Raw genomic sequence first — 26,684 nt, forward strand, 5'->3', positions numbered from 1 at the left:
GGAAATGCTCAGGCAGAAAGCAAGCCACAATACGGATTTAACAAGAAAGGAGATTTGGTAAAGATACATTATTCTTTATTTGGAGGAGCGTGGTCAGAATTTGCAGTTCCAAAACATGTAGTAGTATGGAATTTATCTCATGGAAATAAATTAGAAAAGACTTTAGCAGAGGCTTTAAAAGAGAATCCAGATTTAAGCAAGTGGGATATAAACGGAGATGGAATAATACCAATTTCTAAGAACCGAGAGTTTGAGAGCTTTTTAAAAGGAAGTTTAAGTAAAGGCTATGAATTGGACTTAGACAAATTCGCACAGATGTATAATCAGATGGTAGGAAACGGTGGAGGAAATAGAATTGGAGAAAGTGCGCAAGGAACAGGAGGAAGCTCTCCAAGTAATCCTACAAATCCAGCAGGTCCTGATTTGTGAATATTTATTTTACTATTTGTCTGTTGACTAATTAGAATTTTTTAAACTTTACGATATAGGAAACTCTAAAATCTACAAATTTTGTGTTCAGGAGGGAAATAGGTGTAATTAACAGAGTAATAACTTCTTAGGAGGTGAGTTTAAAATCATTTCAGCTAAAGTAAGTTTGACCTTAGGTAAAGAGGTATTGCCAATAAATTCTTGTTCTAAGGCAGCTAGTTTTTGGTAAAAAGGAGTTCGATTTAAAAAAGGAATATTTTTATTTTTTAGAAGTTGTTGGCTTTTAAAACAGCCAAGAAATTCTTTAATTTGACCATTTGGAAGCATAAAAAAATTTGGCACTCCATGGAGTCTACAAATCATTAATCTATAATCATACATCATGCAAAGCCCATTATCATTTACAGGGCACATGATATTTGGAGACATTCCTTGAGATAAACTCTTTTGCATCTGCTCTACATAAGAAGCTGCTTTTTTTTTGATATTTTGTTGGATAGATTCTGGTTGTAAGGATAGTCCATATAAAAAAAATGACCATTCTATATATGTATGATGATGGAAAAAGCTAGTACAACAATTATCTTCACAGTTTTTACAACTAAGACCTAGTAGGTTAGCATGTTTTTGATATTCGTTTTCCATTTCTTTATATAATTCTTGAAGTTTATTGAACACTTTTAGAATTTTTCGTTTTTTTGTTGTGATAGCCATGTTATAATCTCTTTTATATTTTGGTTTAAGGGTGCTTCTGTTGAAATTGTAAAGTGAGCATATCGTTCATATAAGGGAGAACGTTCGTTAAATAAGTCTTCTAGGTTTTGATTTGGTTTTATTATCATTCCCCTTTCTGGATTTTTGGCAATTCTGTCTTGGAGAGTTTTTAGGTTGGCGTGGAGATAAATAATGTATCCTAATTTTTGGAGGTAATGCATTCCTTTTTTTGAATAAACTACACTTCCCCCTGTGGAAATAATGCATCTATTTAATTTAAGACTAAGAATTATTTCTTCTTCTGCTTTTAAAAAACCATCGAGTCCAATAGTTTTTAAGATAGTTTCTAAGTCAGTACCCCACCATGCTTGAAAAATAAAATCAGTATCTACATGAGCCCAAGAAAGTTTTGAGGCAATGGCTTTGCCCAACGTAGTCTTGCCTGAGCCAGGCATCCCAATAAGGATAAGGCATTTTTGTGTTTGTATAAAGAAAGAACGAATAATTTTTTCTTTATTAGGCATTAACCACCTAAATATGCTTTTTTTACTTCTGGGTTGTTTAATAACTCTTCAGAAGTTCCAGAAAGTACAATTTCACCAGTATCCAATACATATCCTCTATGGGCAAATTGTAGGGCTAATAGGGCATTTTGTTCTATTAATAGGATAGTAATGCCTTCTTTTTGATTTAATTCTTTTAATGCCCTAAACATTTCATACATAAGAAGAGGAGCTAGGCCCATGGATGGTTCGTCTAAAAGTAGGAAGTTTGCTCCAGTCATAAGAGCTCTGCCCACAGCCAGCATTTGTTGTTCTCCACCACTTAGAGATTCACTACGTTGTTTGCGCCTTTCATAAAGGCGAGGAAATAGTCTATATACTAACTTATAATCTTCTTTTATTTTTGAGTCATCGTTGCGGGCATAGGTTGCTAGTTTTAAGTTTTCTTCAACTGTGAGATTTCCAAAAATATGCCGTCCCTCTGGAGCAAGGCCTATATGTAGTTTATGCACTACTTCGTGAGGTTCTAAGTTTAAGATACTCTTACCTTTAAAAAGGATGTCACCTTCACATACTTTTGGTCCCTCAGGAGGCGGTACCCTTGTTATAGTATGAAGTGTTGTAGTTTTTCCTGCTCCATTAGCTCCTATAAGGGTTACTATTTCTCCTTCCTTTACGTTAAAGGAAATGCCGTGAAGTGCCTCAATACTACCATATTTAACTTTTAAATTTTGTACTTCCAATAACATTATATTGTCCCATCTCCTAAGTAAGCTTTTATTACTTCTGGATTTTTTTGGATTTCCTCTGGGGTCCCTTCAGCAATAGTTGCCCCAAAGTCAATGACCTTAATTCTTTGACATAAATTCATTACAACAGTCATTTGATGTTCTATCATCCAAATAGTTAATTTAAATTCGTCATAGATCCATCTTATTAATTTTATTAGATCTTTTACATCAGCAGAATTCAGTCCTGCAGCAGGTTCATCTAAAAGCAATAGCTTGGGCTTAACCGAAAGAGCTCTAGCTATTTCTACTTTTCTTTGCATTCCATAAGGAAGATTTTTGGGTTTTTCCTGAGCATATTTCTTTAAATCCATTACCTCTAGAATTTGCATTGCTTCTTGTTCTATTCTCTTTTCGTTTATAAAATAACGTTTTGTACGGAGGAAAAGATCTTTTAATCCGTAACCTAAATTATAGTGTTGAGCGATTCGTATATTATCTAATACACTCATTTCATGCCAAAGACGAATGTTTTGAAAAGTTCTAGCAATGCCTAAACTTGTAACTTGATGGGGTTTTAGTCCTGTTATTTTTTTATTATTAAATATGATTTCGCCTTGTGTAGGTTTATAAAACCCACTTACTAAATTAAAAACAGTAGTTTTTCCAGCCCCATTGGGCCCTATTAAGCCAACCATTTCTCCTTTCTGAAGAGTAATATTGAAATCAGAAAGCGCACATAGGCCGCCAAAATACTGTGTGAGTCCTTTGATTTCCAATAACGCCATTGTTCCCACCTATTTAAATTGATAAAACTTTCTAAGTTTTGGGAAAATATCTGATAATTCTCTATTTCCCATAATACCTTCTGGTCTAAATTGCATAAGAATAATAAGAAGAAGAGGGATTACCACCCATTTTATTATTTGCAAGGGTCGTAAAAGTTCTAATAGAAAAGTAAAAGAAATAGCAGCTAAAATGGAGCCAGTTAAAGAGCCCATTCCACCTAAATAGACCATTACCAATGCTTCTGTGGATTTTAAAATATTAAATGAATTTGGATTTACATATCCCAATACATGAGCAAATAAAGCACCAGATACTCCTGCTAATCCTGAAGAAAACATAAAGGCAACGAGTTTCATTTTGTTTGTATTAACGCTCATAATTTCAGCTGCCACTTCATCTTGATGAATAGCAACAATCCCTTTTCCATAAGTAGAACTAACAAACCTATACATAGCCCATAAACTTAATATGGTAAAAACATAGACCCAGATAAGCATCCAGGGCAAAAATACTACGTCTTCCATAGCAAAGATTACATTTTTCATCCCCATAAAACCTCTAGGTCCGCCAATGACATCTAAGTTAATAATAGTAGAGATGATGATATAATTTGCAGCAATAGTAATAATAGCCAAATAGTCTCCTCTAGTTTTAAAGGAAGGCAAGGCTACTAAGAGACCTGTTAAGGCAGCAGCAATAAAAGAAATTATTATAATAATAGGAAACCCATAAATAGCGTACTCAGGCGGCAAAAGAGGAGCCCCAAATACTCTGTCTTGAGCAAAAAATAAAACACTTAATACAGAGGAAACATATGCTCCTACAGCCATAAACCCTGCATGGCCACAAGAGAACTCTCCCATATAGCCATTAACTATATTTAAACTACTGCCAAAGATAATATTAATACCCATAAACATTAGTACAGATTGGGTATAAAGATCTATTTTATCATAATAAGCAAGTCCGACAAGAATAAAAAAAAGGATAGTAATTAGAAGAGGTACAGTAAATTTACGCATAATTTTTATTTAACCCCTTTTAAATTTTTGTTGTTTTAGCTATTCCAAATATTCCAGTTGGTTTAAAACTTAAGATTATCAGTAAGATAGTAAAAGCGATAAGATCTCTAAAAGTAGAAGGGAAAAACGCTACTACTAAAATTTCTACAAATCCAAGTAAAAACCCTCCTACAAATGCTCCTCTAATATCCCCAATACCTCCAACTACAGCAGCAATAAATGCTTTCCAGCCTACCATTGCTCCCATATAAGGATCAAGTATAGGGTAGGACATAGCAAATAAGATTCCAGCAATTGCAGCCATAGATGAACCTAAAATAAAAGTAAAAACAATTATAGTATCAACAGGAATGCCCATAAGCGGCACTGCGAATCTATCATATGAGATGGCTCGCATTGCCATCCCTATTTTTGTCTTAGTTACAATAAAGTGTAAAAGCCAAAAAACAAGAAAGGCAGAAAGAATAACAATAATTTTTACATTTGTTAAAGTTATATTGCCAAAGTGATAAATTGTTTTATCTAAAAGTTCTGGGAATTTTTTTCTGCTTGCTCCTAAAAGGGCCAAATTCCCGTTTTCTAAAATTAACCCAGCCATGAGTGCTGTAATAACAACATAAAGACGATTTGCACCTTTGCGTCTAAGTGGTCTATAGGCTACTCGCTCAATAAATACTCCTACACAGGATGTTAGAAACATTGTTAAGGGAATTGTTAAAGCTAAAACAACTCCCTTAGGTAGAACATAAGGAAAAAAGTGGTAATGCCCCAAAAAGAGAGTTGAAATAAAAAAGCCAATATAGGCGCCTACCATAAAAATATCGCCATGAGCAAAGTTAATTAATAGTAGAACTCCATAAACCAAGCAATACCCTAAGGCTATTAGCGAATAATAACTCCCCCACTGCAAGGCATTGAATATATTTTGAATGATACTTTCCAGCACTTAACTTACCTCTTTTGAAAATTTCTTGGTTTATTGTTTAAAAAAAAGAGGGCAAGTAAAAACTTGCCCTCTTAGGTTATTTATTTAGGACATACTGACTCAGTAAATACGAATTCTCCCTTTTCGCTTATCCTTACAATAACTGCGCATTTAATTGGGTCACCTTGTTTGTCAAAACGCATTTTACCTGTTATTCCATCAAATTCTTTAATGCTAGCTAAAGCATCGCGAATCAATTTACGGTCTTTTCTAACGTTTCCAGTTAGATGCCCAGCATCTTGGATAGCTTGTAAAACAAGTCTTGTAGCATCCCAAGTTAAGGCTGCAACATCATCAGGAATATAACCATATTTTGCTTTATATCTATCAATAAACTCTTTTGTAGCTCCAGTAGCTCCAGCTGCTGCATAATGAGTAGAGAAATATTGTCCTACACAATCTTTTCCACATAAATTCATAAGTTCTGCAGATCCCCATGCATCAGAACCCATAAAAGGACCTTTCCATCCCAGGTCATGGGCTTGTTTTACAATTAAAGCCACTTCATTATAGTTGTCAGGTAAGAAAATAAAATCAGGTTTAGCAGAGATAATTTTTGTTAATTGGGCGCTAAAATCTTGGTCTTTGCTAGCATAGGTTTCAAAAGCTACAACAGAACCAGGACCGTGTTTTTTCTCCCATTCTGTTTTAAATATTTCTGCTAGCCCCTTTGAATAGTCATTATCTAGAGCAAACATAACAGCGGCTTTTTTAGCTCCAAATTTTTTAGAGGCAAAATTCACAGCTACTGGACCTTGGAATGGATCTAAGAATGCCGCACGGAACACCCAAGGACGATCTTTTGTGGTATCAGGGTTAGTAGACCAGGGAGAAATCATTGGAGTTCTATTGTCATTACAAATTTGTCCTGCAGGAATTGCTTGTTTACTAGAATTAGGACCAATAATGGCCAACACTTGATCCCTTTCTATAAGTTTTAGTGCTGCGCTCACAGCAGATTCAGCCTTGGACTCATTGTCTTCATAAATAAATTCTAATTTATACTGTTTGTCTCCTACTTTTAAACCGCCTTTAGAGTTAATATCCTCTTTGAGCATTTCTGCTGCATATTTTGAAGCCTCTCCCACTTTGGGAATGTCTCCTGTTAAAGGAATGTTAAAGCCTATTTTTATTGTATTGCCTGCATAGGCTAAAGACACTATTCCTAAAATAAAAATAACATTTAACATCCACCAAAAAAATTTTTTCACAATCACCCCTCCTTTAATAAAGTTTTTGATTTACGCCTCCCCCATAACTAATTGGTATAGATGGGGTTTCATGAGAATTACAAAATTGTAGATTTTATAGGGGGGTCTTATAAACTGAAAAAGTAGGAATAGTAAAGATTTTTTTAGCTGGTAGGATATAAAATTTTTGTTAAAAATGATTTACTTATATTTTAATTCTTTAGTTTAGCTATGCAGCGAAAAACTTGCCAAAACTATCAAAAGCATTAAGGATAAGGTGTTGATATGTTAAGGGGTAATATTTGTTCCCTGGAGGCCTAATATGGATAAAGAAGCGTATAAGCGAGGAGAACAACATTTTTTAGAAGGCCTAGAGGTTAGGCGTAATTTTTGGGAAACTCATAAAGATATAGTCGTAGAGGTTGCCAAAAAAGTAGCTGCAGGGTTAACGTGTGGTTCAAAAATTCTTTTATGTGGAAATGGTGGCAGTGCTGCAGATGCTCAACATATAGCTGCAGAATTTGTCAATAGGTACAAGATGGAAAGGCCTCCTTTACCTGCAATTGCCCTTACTACAGATTCTTCTATATTGACTGCTATAGGCAATGACTATTCATTTGCTGATGTTTTTGTAAAACAAGTTAAGGCATTAGGTTTGGGGGGAGATTTTTTGTTTGGCATATCTACTTCTGGAAAGAGTGCAAATGTTTTGGCAGCCTTAGCAGTAGCAAGAGAAAGAGAAATGATTACAGTTGGTTTTTGTGGTGCTAAACCAAGTTTGATGCAAGATCACTGCGATTATCTTTTTTTGGTACCTTCAGAAAAGACTCCTATTATTCAAGAAGTCCATATTGCAATTGGTCATATTTTATGTGAGTTAATAGATTATTTTTTATTTGAAGATGGAGAAGCTTTAGAAAAATATATTGATGACAGGGAGGATTTTTAAATGCCTATTTATGAGTTTGTCTGTCAAAAGTGTGGTGAAGAATTTGAGGAATTGGTTTTAAAAGAAGATTCAGAAGTATTTTGCCCTAAGTGCCATTCAAAAGAAGTAAATAAACTTATGTCTGCCTGTAGATTCAAAACAGGTGGCCCCATAGTGTTAGATTCATCTAAGTCTGCTGCTGGTACTAGTAGTGGTAGTAAATCTTCTTGTGCTGGATGTAGTGGTGGCAACTGTTCTACATGTGGGCTTTAAGTAAGCATAATTTTTGAATTGAAAAGGACAAATAGAGTTTAAAAATGATAAAGAAAATACGGATAGCTACTAGAGGAAGTAAATTAGCATTGTGGCAGGCAGAATATATAGCCAAATGTTTAAAAACAAGATATCCTGGCTTGGAAGTAGAACTTATTAAAATTAAAACTACTGGCGATAAAATTTTAGATGTTCCTTTAGCTCAAGTCGGAGGAAAAGGGCTTTTTGTAAAAGAGATAGAAGAAGCTCTGTTAGATGGTAGAGCTGATATTGCTGTACATTCAATGAAAGATGTTCCTACAGAACTACCAGAAGGGTTAAAAATAGGCATAATACCAAGGCGAGAAATAAATACAGATATTTTACTTTCCCAAAAGTATCCAGACCTAATGTCTTTACCTAAGGGAGCCCGAGTAGGGACGTCTAGTTTAAGACGACAGGCTCAACTTTTATATTTACGGCCAGATTTAAAGGTAGTTTCTTTGCGAGGAAATTTAGATACAAGAGTGAAGAAATTAAAAGAAGGTGAGTTTGATGCTATTGTAGTGGCTGGTGCTGGTTTAAAAAGACTTGGTTTAAAAGCTAAGTATGAGTTTGGCTTAGTACCCCCAGAATTTTTTCCTGCAGTAGCCCAAGGGGCCTTGGGTATAGAATATTTGGAGGAAAGAGAAGACTTAGATTCTTTTTTAGGCTTTTTAGATGACTTTTACACAAGATATGAAGTCTTGGCAGAAAGAGCCTTTTTAATTCGTTTAGAAGGTGGATGCCAAGTACCTATCGGGGCTTTTTCTATATGGGAAGATAAAAGGTTGGTGTTGCGAGGTTTGATTGCAGAATTAGATGGTAGCGTGATAATTAAAGATGAAGTAGAAGGCAAATATCAACAGGCTGAAATATTGGGCAAAACTTTAGCAGAGAAAGTGTTGGCTAAAGGTGGACAAGAAATATTAGATAAAATTTATCAAAATACAGAATAATTTTTGGAAGATTTCTTGATATATTACTCTTCTGCAAATTGCATTTCATATATTTTTTGATATAAGGTGCATTTTTTTAATAACTCTTCATGTTTGCCAATGGCAATTATCTTACCTTTATCCATTACTACAATTTTATCAGAGCTTAGAATAGTAGATAATCTATGGGCGATGACAATACTTGTTCTATGTTGCATCAAATTATCTAATGCTTGTTGAACTATGCGTTCTGATTCTGTATCCAAGGCACTAGTTGCTTCATCTAAAATTAAGAGAGGAGGATTTTTTAATATAGCTCTTGCTATGGTGAGGCGTTGTTTTTGCCCCCCAGAGAGTTTAACGCCCCTTTCTCCAATGATAGTATTGTATTGATTAGGTAGTTGCATGATAAAATCATGGGCATAGGCAGCTTTTGCTGCTGCGATTACTTTCTTTTTGTCTGCGTTTTTTAGACCATAGCATATATTTTCAAATATAGTTGTGTTAAACAAAAAGTTGTCTTGGGCTACAATTCCCATAAACATGCGTAAACTTGCTAAAGAATAGTTTTCAATGGGCTCCCCATTGATGTAAATACGCCCTGAATCGTATAGATAAAATCTAGGAATTAAATTAACAAGTGTGGTTTTTCCTGCTCCACTTGGTCCAACAATGGCAACTTTTTCTCCGTTATTAATAGTAAGATTGATATTTTTTACAGCAGGACAAGATGTGCCAGGATAAGTAAAAGATACATCTTTAAAGATCAGAGTCTTAAAAGGTGGTTTTAAAGTTTTATTGCCAGATTGTTCTATGCTTAACTCAGGCGAGTCTAATATTTGGAATACTCTTTCTGCTCCTGCTAATGCTTTTTGAATATTTAAGTTAGCACTGGTAAGCTTTTTTAAAGGATCATAAAGCATGACTAAAGCTGTCATAAAGGAAAAAAAGGTCCCAGGAGTAGAATGCCCTGCAATGACTTGATTCCCTCCATACCAAACAACTAACCCAGCTCCTAAAGCTCCAATAAATTCCATTACAGGAGAGGATAGCTCATTGTATTTAATTTCTTTAACAGCAATATTTACAAGTCGAGAGTTTTCTTTTTGGAAGTTTTTATCTTCTTTGTCCTCTGTAGCAAAGGCCTTAACAACTTTAATTCCACTAAAAACTTCTTGCAAAAAAGACGAGATGTCAGATATTTTTACTTGGTTTTTGCGTCCTAATTTACGTAATTTTTTACCAAAGTAAATAAAAGGATATACTGCTATAGGAAGTACCAATACTGCCATGGTTGCAAGGTATGGGTCTCTATAGAAGACTACAAATAAAAGCCCAATCATAGTAAGAACTTGGCGAATTAACATTACTAGACTAGGAAGACTAGAACGAATGAGAGTTACATCACTTAGGATTCGAGACATTAGCATCCCTGTTTGGTTTTCATCAAAGAAGTAAATAGGAAGGCGAATTATTTTAGCATGTAATTCATTTCTTAACTTCTCCAATACCTTAAGGCCACAATAATTCATTTCATAATTTTGTAGAAATCTAAAAATACCTTTTAAGATAAACACAACTACAAGGGCAATGGGAATAAATATTAAAGCGTCCTTATCTTTTTTTATGAAAATATCATCTAAAGCAGGTTTTACTAAAAAAGCCGCGGCAGCAGAACAACCAGCTACAATTGCCATGGAGATAAGAGATATAAATATACGAAATTTATATGGTGCAAAATAACTTAGACACCGTTTAAGTAACTTTAAACTATTGATATTTTTCCAATCAGATTGAAGTTTCATTTTAGGTTTATTCCTTCTTTAAAGTTAGGATTAAGTTTATAAAACGGTTTCTTTTTTCTTTCTAAAAAATTTAAAAAAAATGCTAGCTCCTAGTCTAGAGGTATGCATAAGCAATCTTGTTTTTAACCATTTTTGATCTTTTTTTCTACCTATGCCAATCCTATGTAATTTAAAAGGATTTGTCCCTGGTCCATTATAAAATCGTTCTAATGAAAACGCTCCATTAAATCCAGCCATTTTTAGAGCCTTAAGACTTAAGTTATCAAAATGCCCCCAGGGCCAACAAAACAACTGAAGATTTTGTTTATTGATTTGTTTTATCTTTTGATATGAACGTTTAAAATCTTGAAGACAAAATTTATAGCGTTCTTCATCTGTACGTTGGATAAATTTTATTTTATTTATTTCAAAGGTATTTTGAGAATTGATTGGAAGTGAGTCGTTTGGAACAGGCCAAAAACCATTATAAGCATAAGCACTTCCAATAGGAAACACAGGTAGATTAGGGTAAATATTTTTATATATACTATTAACAGCCCAGTGAGCTCTATCTTTTATAGTTCCTTCTTGTTTCAAGCAACGAAAACAACCAGCATGCACAGAAGAATGAGAATAGACTTCCATGTTATGGTCCTCTATAGTAGCTTTTATTTCCTGTAAATTCATAAATTGGGTATAATCTTTTTTATTTAAAGCTCTTCTAAAGGCATTTGCTAATTTGTCGAGTGATTTAATATCAGAAGTAGTGCGTATCTTTCCTTCCCAGATAAAGTCTGTGATAGCAAAAAATATCCCTTTCATTTTATATTTTTTTAAGAGGGGAATGGTAAATAGCCAATTACTTACATGACAGTCGTCAAAAGTGAGTACGATATATTTGTCGTCTAATTTTTTTTTATTTGTTACTATTTTGTATAGTTCATGGCCAGAGATAGTCTTAAATCCTAAATCGATTATGGTTTGAAGATGTTTTTCAAATAAATCAAGACTGTGGCCCTGAGGAGTACCCATGTCATGATAACATAGGATTGGGATGTTTCGCCATGTTAAAAACATAGTTTTTTCCTAAGAAGTTTTTGATATAAAGTTTCTAATTGTTTTGCTTTGGTCTGAGGTAGAAAATTTTTTCTTAAATTTCCCAGCTTTTCTCCTAAGATATTTCTAAGTTTTTTGTTTAAATAGAGCTTTTTTAAACCTTGGGCTAACTCATCGCTTCTACCTGGAGATACAAGGATCCCTTTCCCTTCTAATATTTCAGGTATGCCTCCTACCTTGGAAGCTACTACAGGCAGGTTGAAAGCAATAGCTTCTAATAGAGTATTGGGAATACTTTCGCTAAGAGATGGTATGCAAAAAATATCCATAATTTGGAGATAGTTAGCCACATTTTCTTGATGTCCTAAGAAATGTACGAGGTGTTCGATTTTAAGTTGTTGAACTAAATCTATCCACTTCTCTTTATTAGCACCCAAGATTAAAACTTTGAAAGATAAATCCTTTAATTTAGATATAGCTCTTAGAAAGATATTTACTCCTTTAATAGGAGAGTTGCCTGAGATGGTACCAATTACTACTTCTTGGGGATTAATATGGAGTTGTTGCAAAATGCTTTTTTTATCAATGGTTGGTAAGGTGCGATTAGGAGGTAGACAGTTATACACGACTTCTATTTTTTGTCTTGGAACACCAATTTGATGTATTTTTTGAGCACAAGCTTGGGAATTAGCTGTAAAACAATCAATACCCCAGGACCAATAGGGTAAAGGATTTGTAGGTCTAAATACAACTCCCCTATGGGCTAGGATAGCAATTTTTTTAGTTTTAAAAAAAAGACTCCACCAGGCTATTTTTTTGATTGCCTTGTTATGGTAAGCATGGATTATTGACGGTTTATAGTTATAGATAAAATTAAAGAAAAAATCTTTCCACTGTTGGATATTATTGGGAAGTTCTATCCAATTAGTATTTGGACATTTGTTAATGATAGTAGAGTTCTTAGGAACTACAAAAGCTGTCTTATGACCAAGTTTAGTCAATTCTTGAAGGGTATAAAGAGCCTGCCTTGTTCCTCCGCTACTAGTACTAGATGAAGAGAAAAATACTATACGCATGTTTTATGATACCAATTTAGAATATTTTTTACTCTTTTATCCCAGGTATGTTGTTTTGCAGTTTGAAGAGCATTGTTAGAGATATACTTAAGGTCTTCAATAGATAAGGAAAATATTTTTTTTAGACTTTTTATAAAACTATCTATGTTTTCAGGTTCAAATAAAAAGGAATTGTAATTGTCTTGCAATATTTCTTCTATTACTGGCAATTTTGAAGCTAAAATTGGTTTGCCACTAGCTAAGTATTCAAACATTTTTAAGGGAGACATTGAATCAATTAAACTCCCTTTTTTTAGATAAGGCATAACTAAAATATCTGCTTCTTGAAGCAAAACAGGTATATTTTTATACTTAATATAGGGATGTATATAAATATTTTTGTAACTATTAATATCTTTTTTAATCTCTTCTATCTCTTTAGGCCTTCCTCCAACAATTATAAAATTTATATGAGGTAGTTTTTGAGCTATTTTCAAAAGAAAATAGACGCCTTTTTCCTTTTTTAAAGATCCTGTGTACAAAACAATTTTTTGGTTATATATCCCTTTATTTTTAAATAATCTAGAAAGATATTTTTCTTTTGTCTTTTTATTCTTTTTTTTGAAGAAGTCTTCATTGATTCCATCAGGAAAAACTTTAATTTTTTGTTGCATAAGACCATTTTTTTGATATTTTTGTGATATAGAGTTAGATATTGCAATAATTTTACTATATTTGTGTTTATTGATTGATTCTATAAAACTTTTAAAGTTTTTAAATTGTTTATCTTTTGAGAACTCATGAGATTCATAAATGACTTTTTTGTTTTTTTGGGTTAAAAAATAGGCTATAAAGATATTTCTTGTAAAAAAAAGATCGGTGCTATTTTGTAGTTTTTTATTTATATAATTAATAGCAGATTCTTCAAATAGAAAATTTTTATCTTTTTTTAAAAAAGAAATTTTTAAATTTTTAGGATATTTCACTCCATATCGAAAAAAGATTGTTTTAAGGCTACTGAGCAATAGTCTTTTAGGTTTAAAAGGAATATAGAGAAATACTTTTTCGACTTGCTTGGATAAAGATATAATCATATTTACTACTTGAATAGAATTAGCACTATAAGAAGGGATATGAGTTTTTGCAAAATATCTAATGATCATTTTGAATATGTGAGAGACTATTTTTAAATAATCCTATAAAAAAGAAAAGAAGAGCTCTAACACTATTAACATCTAAATGGACATGCAATTGCATATTGAGATATATTAAGAGAATGCAAAGTGATGAAATAAATAGCATACAGTTAGTAGAAAATTTCCATATACCTATGTAGAAAATATAAATAAACATTAATGTAATTAGTAGAGCGCCCAATATGCCAGTTTCTGCTAATAAATGTAAGGTAATATTATGAGCATCTTGATATCCTCCATTTATAATTGATGGATCATAGTGCATATTTTTTTTATCTAGGTAATATGTGTATTTCTTTTTAAAAGATTTGTATCCTTGTCCCAATAAAGGTTTCTCTTTGAACATATTTATCGCCGCTATCCACATATTATATCTGTGGTTGACAGTAACATGGCTGAGAGGTTTATTGGATAGAGTTTTGAACTTATTATTAGTAAATAAGACGAGAACGATCGAGGCAAATAAAATTATTAAGATAGTATAGCGCTTAGATGTCATTTTAAATAGTAAAATACACACACATAAAACTACTGCAGCTAAACTTGTTAATTCCTGTAGAGAAAAGATAAAAGGAATAAAAAAGAGACTAATAGTTAGAAAAATATATTTTAAAAGTATTTTTTCTTGTTTCAAGCTGAGAAATAAAGATATTAATATTCCACAGGCTAAGAATAAAGAACTTCTTGAGATATTTTTAAAAAATAAAGCTGATACTAGGTTAAAATTAGTATGGCCGAATCTTTTAAAAAAGCAAATTATACAAACTAGTAGCAAAATAATTATGAAAGACAGTAAATATTTATTTATATTTTCATATTTTAAAAATTTTGCAAATAGATAAGGGAATATTGCTGTTAAAATATCAAAAGTTGTGTTCGTTGCTAAGTTATTATATAGTGAACTTATAAAAGATATTATCCATAAACCTATAATAATAAAAATAAATTCATCATATAAATTATATAAGTATATTTTTTTCTTTGTTAAAAGAATAAAAATATATAAGATCCCTACTCCATTATATATATCTACCTTGACTGGCAGAAAAAATAAAAAAGAAAAAAATAGTAAACAAAAAGCTATATCTTTATTTTGAATTAGACTTTCGAAGCTATTTTTTGCTATTGATTTTATATAATATATCATTTAATTCTAAACTTTTTTGCAATAAATTAAATTTTTTCTGAAAAAAAGACCAAATTTCTTTTTTTAATTTTAATAGTTTGTATTCTTGGGTATTTAGTAAATCCTCTAGTATTGATAAAAAAAGATTTTCCTCTTCCCATAAAAAAGTATGGGATGGAGATATTTCTTTAACCCCTCCTACATTCCTTGCAACAGGAATGAGACCTTCTGCCATAGCTTCTAAAAGACTGTTTGGCAAGCCTTCACTATATGAGGCTAAAATAAAGACATCTGCTTTTTTTAACAAGTTGCGCACATTTTTTTGGAATCCATGCCATGTTATTTTATCATTTAACTGTAATTGAGATGCTAGTTGTTTTAGCTCTTGTTCGCTTTTACCAGTGCCAACTATATGATAGTGAAAGTCATATCCTTGTTGTTTTAATTTACAAAGAGCAAATAATATATCTTTGTGGCCTTTATCTGGGTTTAATTGACTAGTTGATATAAATTGTAATGGGGTATGGACTTTTTGAGGAGGGGTGGGTGAAGGTTCTTTGCCTGTTAGAATAACTTTTATTTCATTGGATTGAAGAAAAGGTAAATTTTTTAATAAACCTTGTTTGATATATTCGCAAGGCACTAGAATTTTTGGCTTTATCCATTTGTGCATTAACCTTACATCTATTTTGTTTTTCATATCTCCAGGCAATCCTACTCTATGGATAACAGGGATATTGAGTATTTTAGCTGCCACTCCTGCAGTACGCATGTCCTTGCCTACATTCACTATAACATAGTGTATATTTTCCTTTTTAAAGATAGTTATAAATTTTGCAATGGTTATAGGATTATAATCTGGGCCAAATTTTATTTCATAAGTTCTTAGAGAAAGTTCTTGAGCCTTGTCTAAAAAAGGGCCTTTGCGACCTAAAATAATGCAATTAGTTTTGGCATATTTTTTTAGGGCTAGAGCAACATCTAAAGTCCAAGTTTTTACTCCTCCCCACTTATGAGTAGAATTAACAAATGCTATTTGCATGGTTGACAGATGATAAAAAATTAAATTTTGCCCATTAATTCTTGATATAATTGTATAGTTCTTTTTAACATTGCATCTATTGAGAAATGTTCCTTAATTCTTGAGGTGTCTGCTGGTTTTAAGGCGAGAGTTTTGTAGAGCATTTCTGCTTTACTAACATGTTCGTCAATAAATTTGAGGTTAGGGTAATATTCTTGGATTTCCCTTAATACCTCTGATTTTCTTGCTAATATGGGAATTCCTAAGCAGGCTGCTTCTAAAACTACACCTGGCATTCCTTCAATTTTAGGTTCAGAGGTAAACAATAAAATATCTAGTCCTTTATAGTACTTATAAATATCTTTTTTTTCTCCTAGAAATAAGATGTCATTTTTTGCCCACTTAGGAATTTTTGCTTTCCATTTTTCAACTTCGCCTGGACCTACGATAACAAAGACAAAGTCGTCACTTTGCTTTAAAACCTCTACAGCAAATTCTAAAAAGTAATCTAATCCTTTTCCTTTAGCTATTCTTCCTACAAAACCTACAACTTTTTTCTTAAGTTTTGAAAGTTCTGGTGCTATAGAAATACTGTTTTTTGGTAGTTCTAGTCCATTATGTAATAAAAAAACTTTGTGTTTTAATCCCCTAGTATGGTTTAGAAAATAGTTTTGAGACTCTTTGGAGACAAATAGAATTTTATTTGTAAATAAAAGATGGACAATATTTTCTTCAATAATTTGTTTTTTCCTATGTATTTTATTTTTTGCGTACCAGTGGAGTGAACTTAAATGCACTTGGGCTATTTTTACAGGGACTTTAGCTATAGTTGCAGCTAAGATCCCAGAGATATTTCCTCCTAAAGAATGTGTGTGAACGATATCTGCGTTATATTTTTTAAACAGTTTAGCTAATTTTATAATGCCAATAGGATCCCATTTTCCTTTTAAGGGGATAAAATGACAATGGACACCTTGTTTTTGTAATTCGTTAAAGAAAATTCCTTTGGCTTTATAAGTTACAATATGTACTTCATACCATGGAAGCAATTTTGGCAGGAGGGATCGTAATCTTCTTTGAATCCCCCCAATGCCTAGATTATTTGTGACTCTGAATAGAATAGGTTTTTGGGACATATATTAATCACATTTGGAGCCTAAACGTATCAGTTTTGAGCCTATTTTCTAATTTAGCAGCAACAATACTCATAAGATAGCAACAAATAAAATAAAGAAAAGCTACAGTTGTATAAATTTCAAATGGATAGATCATAAGTCTATTATTTAAACTTTGAGCCACAAAGGTAAGTTCTAATACCCCTATTACATAGGCTAAAGAAGTATCTTTAAAAATTGCTATAAACTGTCCTACAATAGCCGGGATCATCTGCTTTAGAGCTTGAGGCAAAACTATTTTTCTCATTGTTTGAAAATAATTAAGTCCTGTGCTGTAGGCTGCTTCAAACTGCCCTAGAGGTAAGTTTTGTATTCCGCCGCGAACTATTTCAGCTAAATAGGCTCCTGTAAAAATAGTTAGGGCAATGGTAGCGCTCCAAAAGACATTGATATATACTTTAGTAAATATAGGCACAAAAAAGTAAACCCAGAAGATTACCATGATTAAAGGGTTTCCTCTAATTAATTCTATATAGAGTAATGCTGGAATACGGAAGAGCCGATATTTGCTAGTTCTTGCAATACCTACAATAAGTCCTATAAAAAAACTTACACTAATTGCGATTACAGCCATTAAAATAGAAAAAGCAAGTCCTCCAAGCCCCCAAAAGAAATCTCCTGGTTCATTGCTAGGAAATCTCCAAATTAAAAGGTAACGTATATTTTTTTCTATTATTGTCCAGTTGAGATGGAAAATTCCCATAATTGCTTTATAAAGCAAAAATGATAGAGCCAGTATAAATACGGTTTTAAGACAGAAGCTTGTAATTTTTTTTGTCCACAACCACAAATTGTACCAGAGTAGTTCCAATTTAGTTTTGCTTGCTTGGGGAGATAACCTGTTTTTCTTAGAGGAAAATAATTGACCTATCCAGTTTAATAACTGAAAGATAAAGTCAAAGGGAGAGAATATTGTATAAGCCAGTTTATGTTGCCAAGTTCTTTTTTCTTTAGGTATTATTTGGAGTTTGGCATTTATTAGATTTAGGATACCAGATATAGTTAGAGATAGTGAAAGATAAATAAAGGTAGCTGCGGTAGTAGCTTCAAAACCTCTAAAGGTAAGAGATTCTATTTGTTGGGATTGCCAGCAGAGTTCAGGAACTCCTACTACCATAGCTAAAGATGAGTTTTTCATGTTATTTAGAAATTCGCTCCCTAAAGGAGGGATAATGGCTCTAAAGGCTAAAGGTAAGATAATTTTTCTTAAAATTTGAAAATAAGAAAGTCCAGAGGAGTACGCAGCCTCTAAGAGTCCTTTAGGAATAGATTGAATACCTGCCCGGATGATTTCTGCCATAAATGCGCCAGTATAAATTGAAAGACCTAACGTAGCACTTAAAAATTCGTAGTTTTGAGAGAATAGAAATTGACGCCAACTTTCAGGTAATCCTTGGGGTAGGGCAAAATACCAGAAAAAGAGTTGAACCAATAAAGGGGTATTACGAAAAAATTCCACATAAACTGTGGAAAAATAATAATAGGGTTTGAAAGAAGAGAGCCGCCCTAACCCAAAAACAACTCCTAACAATAAAGCAAAGGCAGAACTCCATAAAGAAATTTCAACAGTAAGTTTTAGGCCTTTAATTAAGTAAAAGCCCAGATTTTCTCCATAAGTTTCATTGACTGTATATAGAACAGACCAATCAAACTTATAGCCAAAATCAAAGACAAAACCCCAATAATAGACCATTATAAGGCCAAAGAAGATTAGAATAAGATTTTGAGTCCAATTTTTTTCTAAAACATATCTCCACATAATATTTTCCACTGTTAGAAATGTATGTAAATATAAAAAAATAAAAAAGGGCCTAGGTATCCCTAGACCCTTTGAAGTTTAAGATTTAGGGCCACATTTCAATAGAGCGAGTTAAAGGAAAATAATAAGGCGTATTGGGGCCATACCACTTATTATAAATTTTCATATAAGTTCCGTCTTTCCACATATCCTGTAAGGTAAAATTAATAGCATCTCTCCAATCTGAGTCATTTTCAGGTAAGCCAATGCCATAGGGTTCATCGCTAAAAAAGTCTCCAACTAATTCATATTTTCCAGGTTCTTTAGCTGCGTATCCAAGTAGGATAGTAGAGTCAGTTGACCAAGCAGCAACTCTATCCATTTTTAAAGCTTGAAAGCATTCAGATTCTTTTTGAAAGGAGATGACATTTTTCTCATAATTTGGATCACCAAGTTTTTTGAGTAGATTTTTAACATTAATTTCTGAGGTAGTTCCCTGTTGTACAGCGATTTTTTTACCTACAAAATCTTCCCATTTAGTGTATTTGCCTTTTTTGGCTAAAAATTTTTGCCCATCAAAAAAATAAGTAATAGAGAAATCAATGGATTTATCTCTTTCTCTTTTATGAGTCATATTAGCTACAGACATATCTATACGGCCTTGTTGGACAAAGGCTATTCTTGTTTTGTTGTTAACTGCAACCCGTTCTAACTTGCAGCCAAGTCTTTTAGCAATTGCTTCAGCAATATCTACATCAAAACCTACCCATTCTCCTTTATCGTTATAAAAGGCTCCAGGTATAGAATCTGTCATAATGCCTGCTCTAATAACTTTTGTTTTCATAACCCTTTCATAAGTAGGGCCAGCAAAGGCAAACTGGGCAAACAGTAAAATGCCAAGCAACCCTATAAACAGTGCCTTGAACTTAAACATAATCTTTCCTCCCTTTTTGGATTTTATTATACTTAGCTAATGGCTAAGTATTTTACTTAAAAATAATTTTGTGCGTTCGTTTTTGGGATTGTTAAAGAATTCTTGAGGGGTATTTTCTTCTATTAATGTGCCTTCATCCATAAATATAACTCTGTCGGCTACTTCTTTGGCAAATCCCATTTCATGAGTTACTACTACCATGGTCATACCCTCTCTAGCCAATCCTTTCATTACGTCTAAGACTTCATTAATCATTTCTGGATCAAGAGCTGACGTTGGCTCATCAAATAGCATTATTTTGGGCTTCATGGCTAGGCCTCTAGCAATGGCCACTCTTTGCTGTTGTCCTCCTGAAAGTTGAGGCGGATAGGCATTGGCTTTGTCTGGAATATTCACTTTATGTAAAAGTTCCATTGCCAGTTCTTCTGCTTGTTTGGGATCCATTCTTCTTACTAAAATAGGAGCTAACGTAATGTTTTCTAAGACGGTCATGTGAGGGTAAAGGTTGAATTGTTGGAAAACAAATCCGATTTCTGCTCTTAAGGCTGTGAGATTGGTTTTAGGGGAGTTTACGTCTACATTATTTACCAAGATTTTTCCTTTTTGAATTGGCTCTAATCTATTAATACATCTAATTAGTGTGCTTTTTCCTGAACCACTTGGACCACAGATAACAACAACTTCCCCTTTTTTAATATGTAAGTTAATGTCTTTTAAAACGTGATTCTCTCCAAACCATTTGTGCACATGTTCTATTTTTATCAAGGCTTACTCCTCTTCATATAAAACTAAAGATCAAATGCTCAAAATTAAGCTGGCATTACCAAAACCTGAACTTCCTAGCAAGCCAAAAATATTAAAAAAGCGGCTTAAAGCCGCTTAATCTAAAAATGGCCCGCCCTGAGGGATTCGAACCCCCGACCTGCGGATTCGAAGTCCGACGCTCTATCCAGCTGAGCTAAGGGCGGAAAATTTTTTGTCTTTTGTTATTTTTGGGAGGTTAATTTAAGTTCTGTAATAATAAGACCTACGGTAAATAATCCTAATAAGAGCATAAATCCACTAAACATAAAAAGCCCCCTCTTGTTTAAAAATTTAATTTTTTAAAACCAATACATTTTTCTTGTCTAACCTAAACTTATTTTTCCGTAAAGATTTTTGTCTAAAAGTTTAAATTTTAAAGTTTGTCAACTTCTTCTTCTGATTTCTTCAATTTTCATAGCGATCTCAAATTTGGAGAAGGGGATGAATTCGGATTAATAACTGTTATCAGCCTACAGGTTAGAAGAGAAAGTGGTTTTTAAGGTGAAGAAATGTTAGTTTTTAAAACAAAGTAATCTAAGGAAAGGTTGTATTCTTAGTTGAAAAGACTTGAAGAAATAGATAAGAAGTTGAAATGGCTAAAAGAATTTTATTTATTTCTCGTCCAGAACAAATAACGTCTTTTTATGCTTGTTTACAGGAAAAAGGATTTACCCTGGTATTGGCAGACAATTTATCTGCTGCCAAAAAGATTTTGGAAAATGAAGATGTGTTAATAATTTTTGCCCAAGTAAGTTTACCTGGATTTCGCGTGGAAAATTTAATGGAGTGGCTAGAGGAAAAATCTTTTTCTATTCCTGTTTATGTGTTTACTGAAAGAGGTAGTGCTGAAGAAGCAAAAAAAATTATGGAAATGGGAGTTAAAGATTACTGGCTTGCTCCTTTAAATTTTGAAAAATTAGAAATAGTCTTAGATTCTTTAACTCATGATTCACGATCATCTATTTCTGATTTTACGTCAGAAAGTAATTTTAGAGAAATCATAGGAAATCATCCGTCAATTCAGGCTACCCTTGCTCTTGCAAAAAGAATAGCTAAATCTAAAGCCTCTGTTTTAATTTCCGGAGAGTCAGGAACAGGAAAAGAGCTTTTTGCTAGGTTTATTCATCGTGAAAGTGGCCGTAAGGGGGCTTTTATAGCAGTAAATTGTGCAGCTCTGCCAGAGCATTTATTGGAAAGTGAATTATTTGGACATGAAAAGGGGGCTTTTACTGGAGCAATTTCTAAAAAACTTGGTAAATTTGAACTAGCTCATCATGGAACAATTTTATTAGACGAAATTACAGAAATGGATATTAATCTACAAGCTAAGCTTTTAAGAGTGTTACAAGAAGAAGAATTTGATAGAGTTGGAGGAACAGAAACCATAAAGATAGATGTAAGAGTAATTGCTACAACCAATAGAGATATAGAAAAACAAGTAAAAGAAAATAAATTTCGTGAGGATCTGTTTTATCGTTTAAATGTTATTCCTTTAAAAATTCCGCCATTAAGAGAGCGAGGTGAAGATATAATTTTATTGGCTGATTTTTTTATTGCTAAGTTTTGTAGAGATTACAAACTGCCTTTTAAAATTATTTCAGAGCAAGCCAAAAATTGGTTGCGTGAACACTCATGGCCAGGGAATGTTCGGGAACTACAGAATTTAATGGAAAGGGCAGTGTTGTTGGCTCAAGGTAAAGAAATAAAAGTTGAGCACTTTTTATTAGATGGTAAATATGATCACTTACAAATAGAAGAAAACCAAGAAACAGAAAGAGAAGATTCTTTAGAAGAAGTGTTATCTTTGGCAGAGATGGAGAAAAGAATGATTTTAAAGAGTTTAAAACTTACAGGAGGCAATAGAACTCAAGCCTCTCAGCTTTTGGGGATTTCGGTGCGTACTCTTAGAAATAAACTTAATGAATATAAAAAACAGGGAATAAGTATTCCTTAAAAAAGGGGGAAAATATGCTTTTAAATACTCAGGTTAAGACATATCTACAAAGGTCTTCCTGGATTAGAAAAATGTTTGAAAAGGGAGCAGAATTAAAAAAAGAATTTGGGGCGGATAAGGTATTTGATTTTAGTCTTGGTAATCCTGATTTACCTCCACCATCTTCAATAATCAATGAGTTTGTCAAACTTAAGGAATTGTCATCTAAACCATTAGCTTTAGGTTATATGCCAAATGCAGGTTTACCTCAGTTGAGGGAAAAATTAGCTTTATTTCTTTCCAAAGAACAAGGGGTTTCTATTTCCAGAGAAGAAGTAATTATAACTTGTGGGGCTGCTGGAGGGATCAATGCTTTATTTAGGGCCATATTGGAGCCTAAGGATGAAGTCGTAGCCTTTGCTCCTTTTTTTGTAGAGTACGGGTTTTATGCTGAAAATCACAATGGAATATTAAAGGTAGTTAAAACTAAAGAGCCAGATTTTTCTTTAGATTTAGGTGCATTAGACCAGGCTATTGGGGAGAAAACAAGAGCGATAATTTTAAACTCGCCTAATAACCCAAGTGGTCAAGTTTATTCTGAGCAAGAGATAAAAGAGATTGCAGATTTGCTAAGAAAGAAAAGCCAAAAATTTGGGAAACCTATTTTTTTGGTAGCAGATGAACCATATAGGTTTTTGGTTTATGATGGAGTGGAAGTGCCTTCTATTTTAAAATTTTATGAATTTAGCGTTGTAGTTAGCTCGTTTTCTAAAAGCCTAGGCTTGGCAGGAGAGAGAGTTGGTTATGTTTTGGTAAATCCAGATATGCCAAATAAACAAGAACTGTTAGCTGGACTGGTTTTGACTAATCGTATTTTAGGCTTTGTTAATGCTCCAATAATAGGTCAATATTTGCTTTTAGCAGGTTTAGGAAGTCTAGTAGATATAAGTGTGTATCAAAAAAGAAGACAATTGATGGGACAAATTTTGGAACAAGCAGGTTTAGAATTTACTTGGCCAAAAGGTGGTTTTTATTTTTTTCCTAAAGCTCCAAATAAGCAGGAAGATGATTTTATTACTGCTTTGCTTAAAGAGAATGTCTTGGCTGTGCCTGGGAAAGGTTTTGGATTTCCCGGATATGTGAGATTTGCTTTCTGCGTTCCTGAAGAAACTATCAAACGTTCAGCAGAGGCAATAGGTAAGGCTGTACAAAATATTTTAGAAAAATATTAGAATTGTTTGTGTTTTAAAGAAATTAAATCAAATAAGATGACATATCCACAAGGAATGATTAGGAGGGTAATAAAGGTTGCTAGTAAAATTCCAAACCCTAGACTAATTGCCATTGGGATTAAAAATTGAGCCTGTAGGCTTTTTTCCATAATCATTGGCATAAGACCTGCAAAAGTGGTAAGAGAGGTTAATAGGACTGCTCTAAAGCGAAGTTTTCCTGCATTAAAGGCTGCCTCAAAAGGAGATTTTCCTTGTGTTCTTAGCATATTGGCAGCATCCATTAACACTAAAGCGTCGTTTACAGCGACACCTGCTAACCCTACAATGCCGAACAAACTTAAAATACTTAGATTAAATCCTAAAATAAGATGTCCTAGGATTGCCCCTAAGATACTAAAAGGAATAGATAACATTATGACTAAGGGCTGAACATAAGAGCGTAGTGGTACAGCAAGCAAGATATAAATAAGTAAAAGGGCTAAGCTAAAGCCTTGAAAAATATCTCGAAGAGATTCTTTTTGTTCTTTCCCTTCTCCTGCCCAATTCCAATTTAGGCTAGGATAAAGCTTTTGAAGATGAGGGAGAATGCGTGTTTTTAAATAATTTCTAATTTCATTTGCATTTGCTTTTGTTTCATCAATATCTGCATACACACTAACTATACGTTGTCTATTTTGACGGCTTATGCGTGAATATCCTTGAGTCAATTCTAAGTCAGCTACATTAGATAGAGGGATAAATTGTCCTGTATTAGTTTTTAGCCATAATAGATTTAGAGAATCAAGAGAGTGCCTTTCTTTTTCTGGAAGCATGACCTTTACCTTTACTTCATCCTTGCCTCGTTGGAAAGAAAGGGCTTCTAAGCCATGAAATGCAGCTCGAACTTCTTGGGCAATATAATCTGTAGTAAAACCAAGATTTAGTGCATTTGGTTTTAGGCGTATATAAATTTCTTTTTTACCAGGAATAAAACTATCACTTATATCAAATACCCCTGGTATCTTTTTTAACTCTTTTTGGAGTTGAAGAGAGATTTGATTAAGTAGTTTATAATTGGGGTGTGAAATATCTATTGCAAGTGGTTTGCCAAAAGAAAATAGATCACTAGAAAAGGTTAGCTCCTCTGCTCCTGGTATATTGCCTACTTCTTTTCTCCAACGTTTCACTAGGTAATTGGCCTTTATTGTTCTTTCTTCATTGCTTAAAAGTTCGGCAAATATTTGGCCCACATTACCTCCACTTTGAGTAGTAACCATACTCGTCTCATGAGGAGACATCTGAAAACCTACTAGACTTAAAGTATATTTTAAAAGAGAAGGAGCATCTTTAGGTCGCTTTGCATCTTCTTCTTCAATAATTTTATTTAAAGCATATTCAATTTTTTTAATAATTTTTTTTGTATATTCCACAGGTGTTCCAGGTGGTAGAGTGAGATTACAGGTTAAAAAGTCTGATTCTACTTTTGGGAAAAAAGTAAACTTTATAATACCTCCTTTTATAATCCCAAAGGACAAAATTAATATAGCTATAACAGCTGTCAGGGTAATATAGCGATACTTTAGGCATAGATTTAGAGTTTTGGCATATGGTCCATTTATAAATTTTTCTAAAAGTCTAGGTAAGAGTTTGGGTTTAGATGGCTTTTTGTTCTTTAAAGATGAGTGTAGATGACAAGGTAAAACTAATAGGGCTTCTATGAGTGATGCCGCTAAAACTAAGTTCACCACTAAAGGTATATTGCGCATGAATTTACCCATTTGTCCACTGCCTAAAAGTAAAGGAGTAAAGGCTGCAATAGTTGTGAGTACAGAGAAAATAACAGGCCTGCCAACTTCAGATGCACCATTTACACAGGCCAAAAAAGGTGGTTTTCCTTTTTGATATTTAGTATAAATATTTTCTCCAATTACAATTGCATCGTCTACTACTATTCCTAAAACCATAATAAAGGCAAAAAGAGATATCATATTAATAGATACATCTACCGCAGGTAGAAACATGGTAGCTCCTGCAAAGGAAATAGGTATACCTAAGGTAACCCAGAAAGCTAACTTCAGCTCTAAAAATAATCCTAATACAACACTTACTAAAATAAGGCCATAAGCCATGTTTTTTAATAAAAGATTAAGCCTGCTTTTTAAGAGTTTTGAACTATCGTTATAGATTTGAATTTTAATATTGGGAGGAAGAGTTTTTCTTATTTTATTTACGTAAGAATGAACAGCTTTAGCTACTTTTAAGGCGTTTTGATCTCCAATTCTAAATACTTCGATAAGGGCTGTAGGAACTCCTTGGAACAATACTTTTGCATCTATGTCTTCAAATGTGTCCTTAATTTTTGCAATATCTTTAAGATAGACAATACTTCCATCTGTTTTGGTAAGAATTGGAATTTGAGCAAAATCATTTTTTGTATAGCGTTTTGCTTTTAGACGTAAGATAACTTCTCCAGCAGGATCTTTAATCCGTCCTAAGGGTACATCTTTGCTGTATAAGGCTACTTTGTGGGCGATTTCAGTTAAGCTGAGATGATATTTACGCAAAGTAACTGGGTTAAGCTCTATATGAATTTCATTTTCGCGCACTCCATCAAGCCTGGCTAAACTTACTTCAGGTAAAGAGGTGATTTCGTCTTTTATTTTTTGGGCGAATTTTTTTAATATTTTTTCAGAAACATTTCCATAAACAGCTATATCCAATACTTGGCTCTTACGTATAATGCGTTGAATGACAGGTTCTTTGGCTTTATCTGGGAGAGTAGTAAGTCTATCTACTTCTGACTTAATATCATCATATAATGCACTAGTATCCCATCCTTTTAATACTTCTACTAAAATAGAAGCAAAACCCTCAGAAGCTGTAGAATCTATTTCCTTAACTCCAGATAAACCAGAAATTGCTTCTTCTATAGGCAGGATAATACCTTCTTCTACTTCTTCTGGAGAAGCTCCAGGATATTCAACACTAATACTTATCTTATCTAGACTAACTTCAGGAAATATTTCCACCTTCATTCCCAGGGAATAAATAATACCCCCTATTAGGAGAAAAAACATTAAAAGATTAGAAGCAACGTGATTTTCTGTAAACCAGCTAATTATTTTTTTCATTTG

24 protein-coding genes and 1 tRNA gene are annotated in these 26,684 nt (G+C 33.2%); 6 read left to right on the forward strand and 19 right to left on the reverse strand.

Going from position 1 to position 26,684, the window contains the following annotated elements:
• Positions 1-429: hypothetical protein (locus BLP60_RS10580; protein ID WP_159427691.1), on the forward strand; the 429-nt coding region annotated here is incomplete at its 5' end.
• 108 nt (positions 430-537) lie between these two features.
• On the opposite strand, the gene BLP60_RS05370 is transcribed toward BLP60_RS10580, so the two are convergent.
• The 7 genes from BLP60_RS05370 to BLP60_RS05400 all read right to left on the reverse strand — a co-directional run bounded on the left by BLP60_RS05370 (position 538) and on the right by BLP60_RS05400 (position 6,360).
• The gene (locus tag BLP60_RS05370) at positions 538-1,143 is read right to left on the reverse strand and encodes a hypothetical protein (RefSeq protein WP_092064603.1); all 606 of its coding nucleotides are present in this window, start codon (positions 1,141-1,143) and stop codon (positions 538-540) included.
• Positions 1,110-1,667 (reverse strand): homoserine kinase, encoded by a 558-nt coding sequence (thrB, locus tag BLP60_RS05375; protein ID WP_092064606.1) that lies wholly within the window; start codon positions 1,665-1,667, stop codon positions 1,110-1,112. The genes BLP60_RS05370 and thrB overlap by 34 nt, the downstream gene beginning before the upstream one ends.
• Positions 1,667-2,395: an ABC transporter ATP-binding protein gene (locus BLP60_RS05380; protein ID WP_092064609.1), complete on the reverse strand. Its 729-nt coding sequence runs from the start codon at positions 2,393-2,395 to the stop codon at positions 1,667-1,669. Before BLP60_RS05380 ends, thrB begins: the two co-directional genes overlap by 1 nt.
• Positions 2,395-3,162 (reverse strand): ABC transporter ATP-binding protein, encoded by a 768-nt coding sequence (locus BLP60_RS05385; RefSeq protein ID WP_092064612.1) that lies wholly within the window; start codon positions 3,160-3,162, stop codon positions 2,395-2,397. Before BLP60_RS05385 ends, BLP60_RS05380 begins: the two co-directional genes overlap by 1 nt.
• A gap of 9 nt (positions 3,163-3,171) precedes the next feature.
• Positions 3,172-4,185, reverse strand: a complete 1,014-nt coding sequence (locus BLP60_RS05390) for a branched-chain amino acid ABC transporter permease (RefSeq protein ID WP_092064615.1) — start codon at positions 4,183-4,185, stop codon at positions 3,172-3,174.
• A 19-nt stretch (positions 4,186-4,204) separates the two neighbouring features.
• Positions 4,205-5,131 (reverse strand): branched-chain amino acid ABC transporter permease, encoded by a 927-nt coding sequence (locus BLP60_RS05395; RefSeq protein ID WP_234970958.1) that lies wholly within the window; start codon positions 5,129-5,131, stop codon positions 4,205-4,207.
• Positions 5,132-5,211: 80 nt separating this feature from the next.
• Entirely contained in the window at positions 5,212-6,360 is a 1,149-nt protein-coding gene (locus BLP60_RS05400; protein ID WP_092064911.1) for an ABC transporter substrate-binding protein, read from the reverse strand.
• A 322-nt stretch (positions 6,361-6,682) separates the two neighbouring features.
• Between BLP60_RS05400 and BLP60_RS05405 the strand changes: the two genes are divergently transcribed.
• The 3 genes from BLP60_RS05405 to hemC are packed head-to-tail and all read left to right on the forward strand — an operon-like array spanning position 6,683 to position 8,538.
• Positions 6,683-7,309: a D-sedoheptulose 7-phosphate isomerase gene (locus tag BLP60_RS05405; RefSeq protein WP_092064618.1), complete on the forward strand. Its 627-nt coding sequence runs from the start codon at positions 6,683-6,685 to the stop codon at positions 7,307-7,309.
• Entirely contained in the window at positions 7,310-7,561 is a 252-nt protein-coding gene (locus BLP60_RS05410; RefSeq protein WP_092064621.1) for an FmdB family zinc ribbon protein, read from the forward strand.
• A 47-nt stretch (positions 7,562-7,608) separates the two neighbouring features.
• Positions 7,609-8,538, forward strand: coding sequence for a hydroxymethylbilane synthase (gene hemC / locus BLP60_RS05415; protein ID WP_092064914.1), 930 nt, complete (start codon positions 7,609-7,611; stop codon positions 8,536-8,538).
• Between the two features lie 23 nt (positions 8,539-8,561).
• Here the strand turns inward: hemC and BLP60_RS05420 are convergent, their stop codons facing one another.
• From BLP60_RS05420 to BLP60_RS05470, 11 genes are all read right to left on the reverse strand, one after another.
• Positions 8,562-10,322, reverse strand: a complete 1,761-nt coding sequence (locus BLP60_RS05420; RefSeq protein ID WP_092064624.1) for an ABC transporter ATP-binding protein — start codon at positions 10,320-10,322, stop codon at positions 8,562-8,564.
• 36 nt (positions 10,323-10,358) lie between these two features.
• Positions 10,359-11,378 carry a polysaccharide deacetylase family protein gene (locus BLP60_RS05425; RefSeq protein WP_092064627.1) on the reverse strand — a complete coding sequence of 340 codons (1,020 nt, stop codon included), beginning with the start codon at positions 11,376-11,378 and terminating at the stop codon, positions 10,359-10,361.
• Complete coding sequence (locus BLP60_RS05430) at positions 11,369-12,433, reverse strand: glycosyltransferase family 4 protein (protein WP_092064630.1); 1,065 nt, start codon at positions 12,431-12,433, stop codon at positions 11,369-11,371. Before BLP60_RS05430 ends, BLP60_RS05425 begins: the two co-directional genes overlap by 10 nt.
• A complete protein-coding gene (locus BLP60_RS05435; RefSeq protein WP_092064633.1) occupies positions 12,424-13,575 on the reverse strand; it encodes a glycosyltransferase family 4 protein in 1,152 nt (383 codons plus the stop codon). The genes BLP60_RS05430 and BLP60_RS05435 overlap by 10 nt, the downstream gene beginning before the upstream one ends.
• Positions 13,565-14,755 (reverse strand): O-antigen ligase family protein, encoded by a 1,191-nt coding sequence (locus BLP60_RS05440; protein WP_092064636.1) that lies wholly within the window; start codon positions 14,753-14,755, stop codon positions 13,565-13,567. Before BLP60_RS05440 ends, BLP60_RS05435 begins: the two co-directional genes overlap by 11 nt.
• Entirely contained in the window at positions 14,721-15,776 is a 1,056-nt protein-coding gene (locus tag BLP60_RS05445) for a glycosyltransferase (protein ID WP_092064639.1), read from the reverse strand. Before BLP60_RS05445 ends, BLP60_RS05440 begins: the two co-directional genes overlap by 35 nt.
• A 20-nt stretch (positions 15,777-15,796) precedes the next feature.
• The gene (locus BLP60_RS05450) at positions 15,797-16,891 is read right to left on the reverse strand and encodes a glycosyltransferase (protein ID WP_092064642.1); all 1,095 of its coding nucleotides are present in this window, start codon (positions 16,889-16,891) and stop codon (positions 15,797-15,799) included.
• A gap of 7 nt (positions 16,892-16,898) precedes the next feature.
• A complete protein-coding gene (locus BLP60_RS05455) occupies positions 16,899-18,689 on the reverse strand; it encodes an amino acid ABC transporter permease (protein ID WP_092064645.1) in 1,791 nt (596 codons plus the stop codon).
• 85 nt (positions 18,690-18,774) lie between these two features.
• Positions 18,775-19,602, reverse strand: a complete 828-nt coding sequence (locus BLP60_RS05460; RefSeq protein WP_092064648.1) for an ABC transporter substrate-binding protein — start codon at positions 19,600-19,602, stop codon at positions 18,775-18,777.
• Between the two features lie 36 nt (positions 19,603-19,638).
• Entirely contained in the window at positions 19,639-20,367 is a 729-nt protein-coding gene (locus BLP60_RS05465; protein WP_092064651.1) for an amino acid ABC transporter ATP-binding protein, read from the reverse strand.
• A gap of 126 nt (positions 20,368-20,493) precedes the next feature.
• Positions 20,494-20,570 (reverse strand) — tRNA-Arg (locus BLP60_RS05470).
• Between the two features lie 428 nt (positions 20,571-20,998).
• Between BLP60_RS05470 and BLP60_RS05475 the strand changes: the two genes are divergently transcribed.
• On the forward strand, positions 20,999-22,360 hold the full coding sequence (locus tag BLP60_RS05475) for a sigma-54-dependent transcriptional regulator (RefSeq protein WP_092064654.1): 1,362 nt from the start codon (positions 20,999-21,001) through the stop codon (positions 22,358-22,360).
• 14 nt (positions 22,361-22,374) lie between these two features.
• Positions 22,375-23,571, forward strand: coding sequence for a pyridoxal phosphate-dependent aminotransferase (locus BLP60_RS05480; RefSeq protein WP_092064657.1), 1,197 nt, complete (start codon positions 22,375-22,377; stop codon positions 23,569-23,571).
• Here BLP60_RS05480 and BLP60_RS05485 read toward each other — a convergent pair.
• On the reverse strand, positions 23,568-26,681 hold the full coding sequence (locus BLP60_RS05485) for an efflux RND transporter permease subunit (RefSeq protein WP_092064660.1): 3,114 nt from the start codon (positions 26,679-26,681) through the stop codon (positions 23,568-23,570). The genes BLP60_RS05480 and BLP60_RS05485 overlap by 4 nt on opposite strands.
• Positions 26,682-26,684 lie beyond the last annotated feature (3 nt).

The organism is Desulfonauticus submarinus (assembly GCF_900104045.1).
In the GTDB taxonomy this organism is placed as follows: domain Bacteria; phylum Desulfobacterota; class Desulfovibrionia; order Desulfovibrionales; family Desulfonatronovibrionaceae; genus Desulfonauticus; species Desulfonauticus submarinus.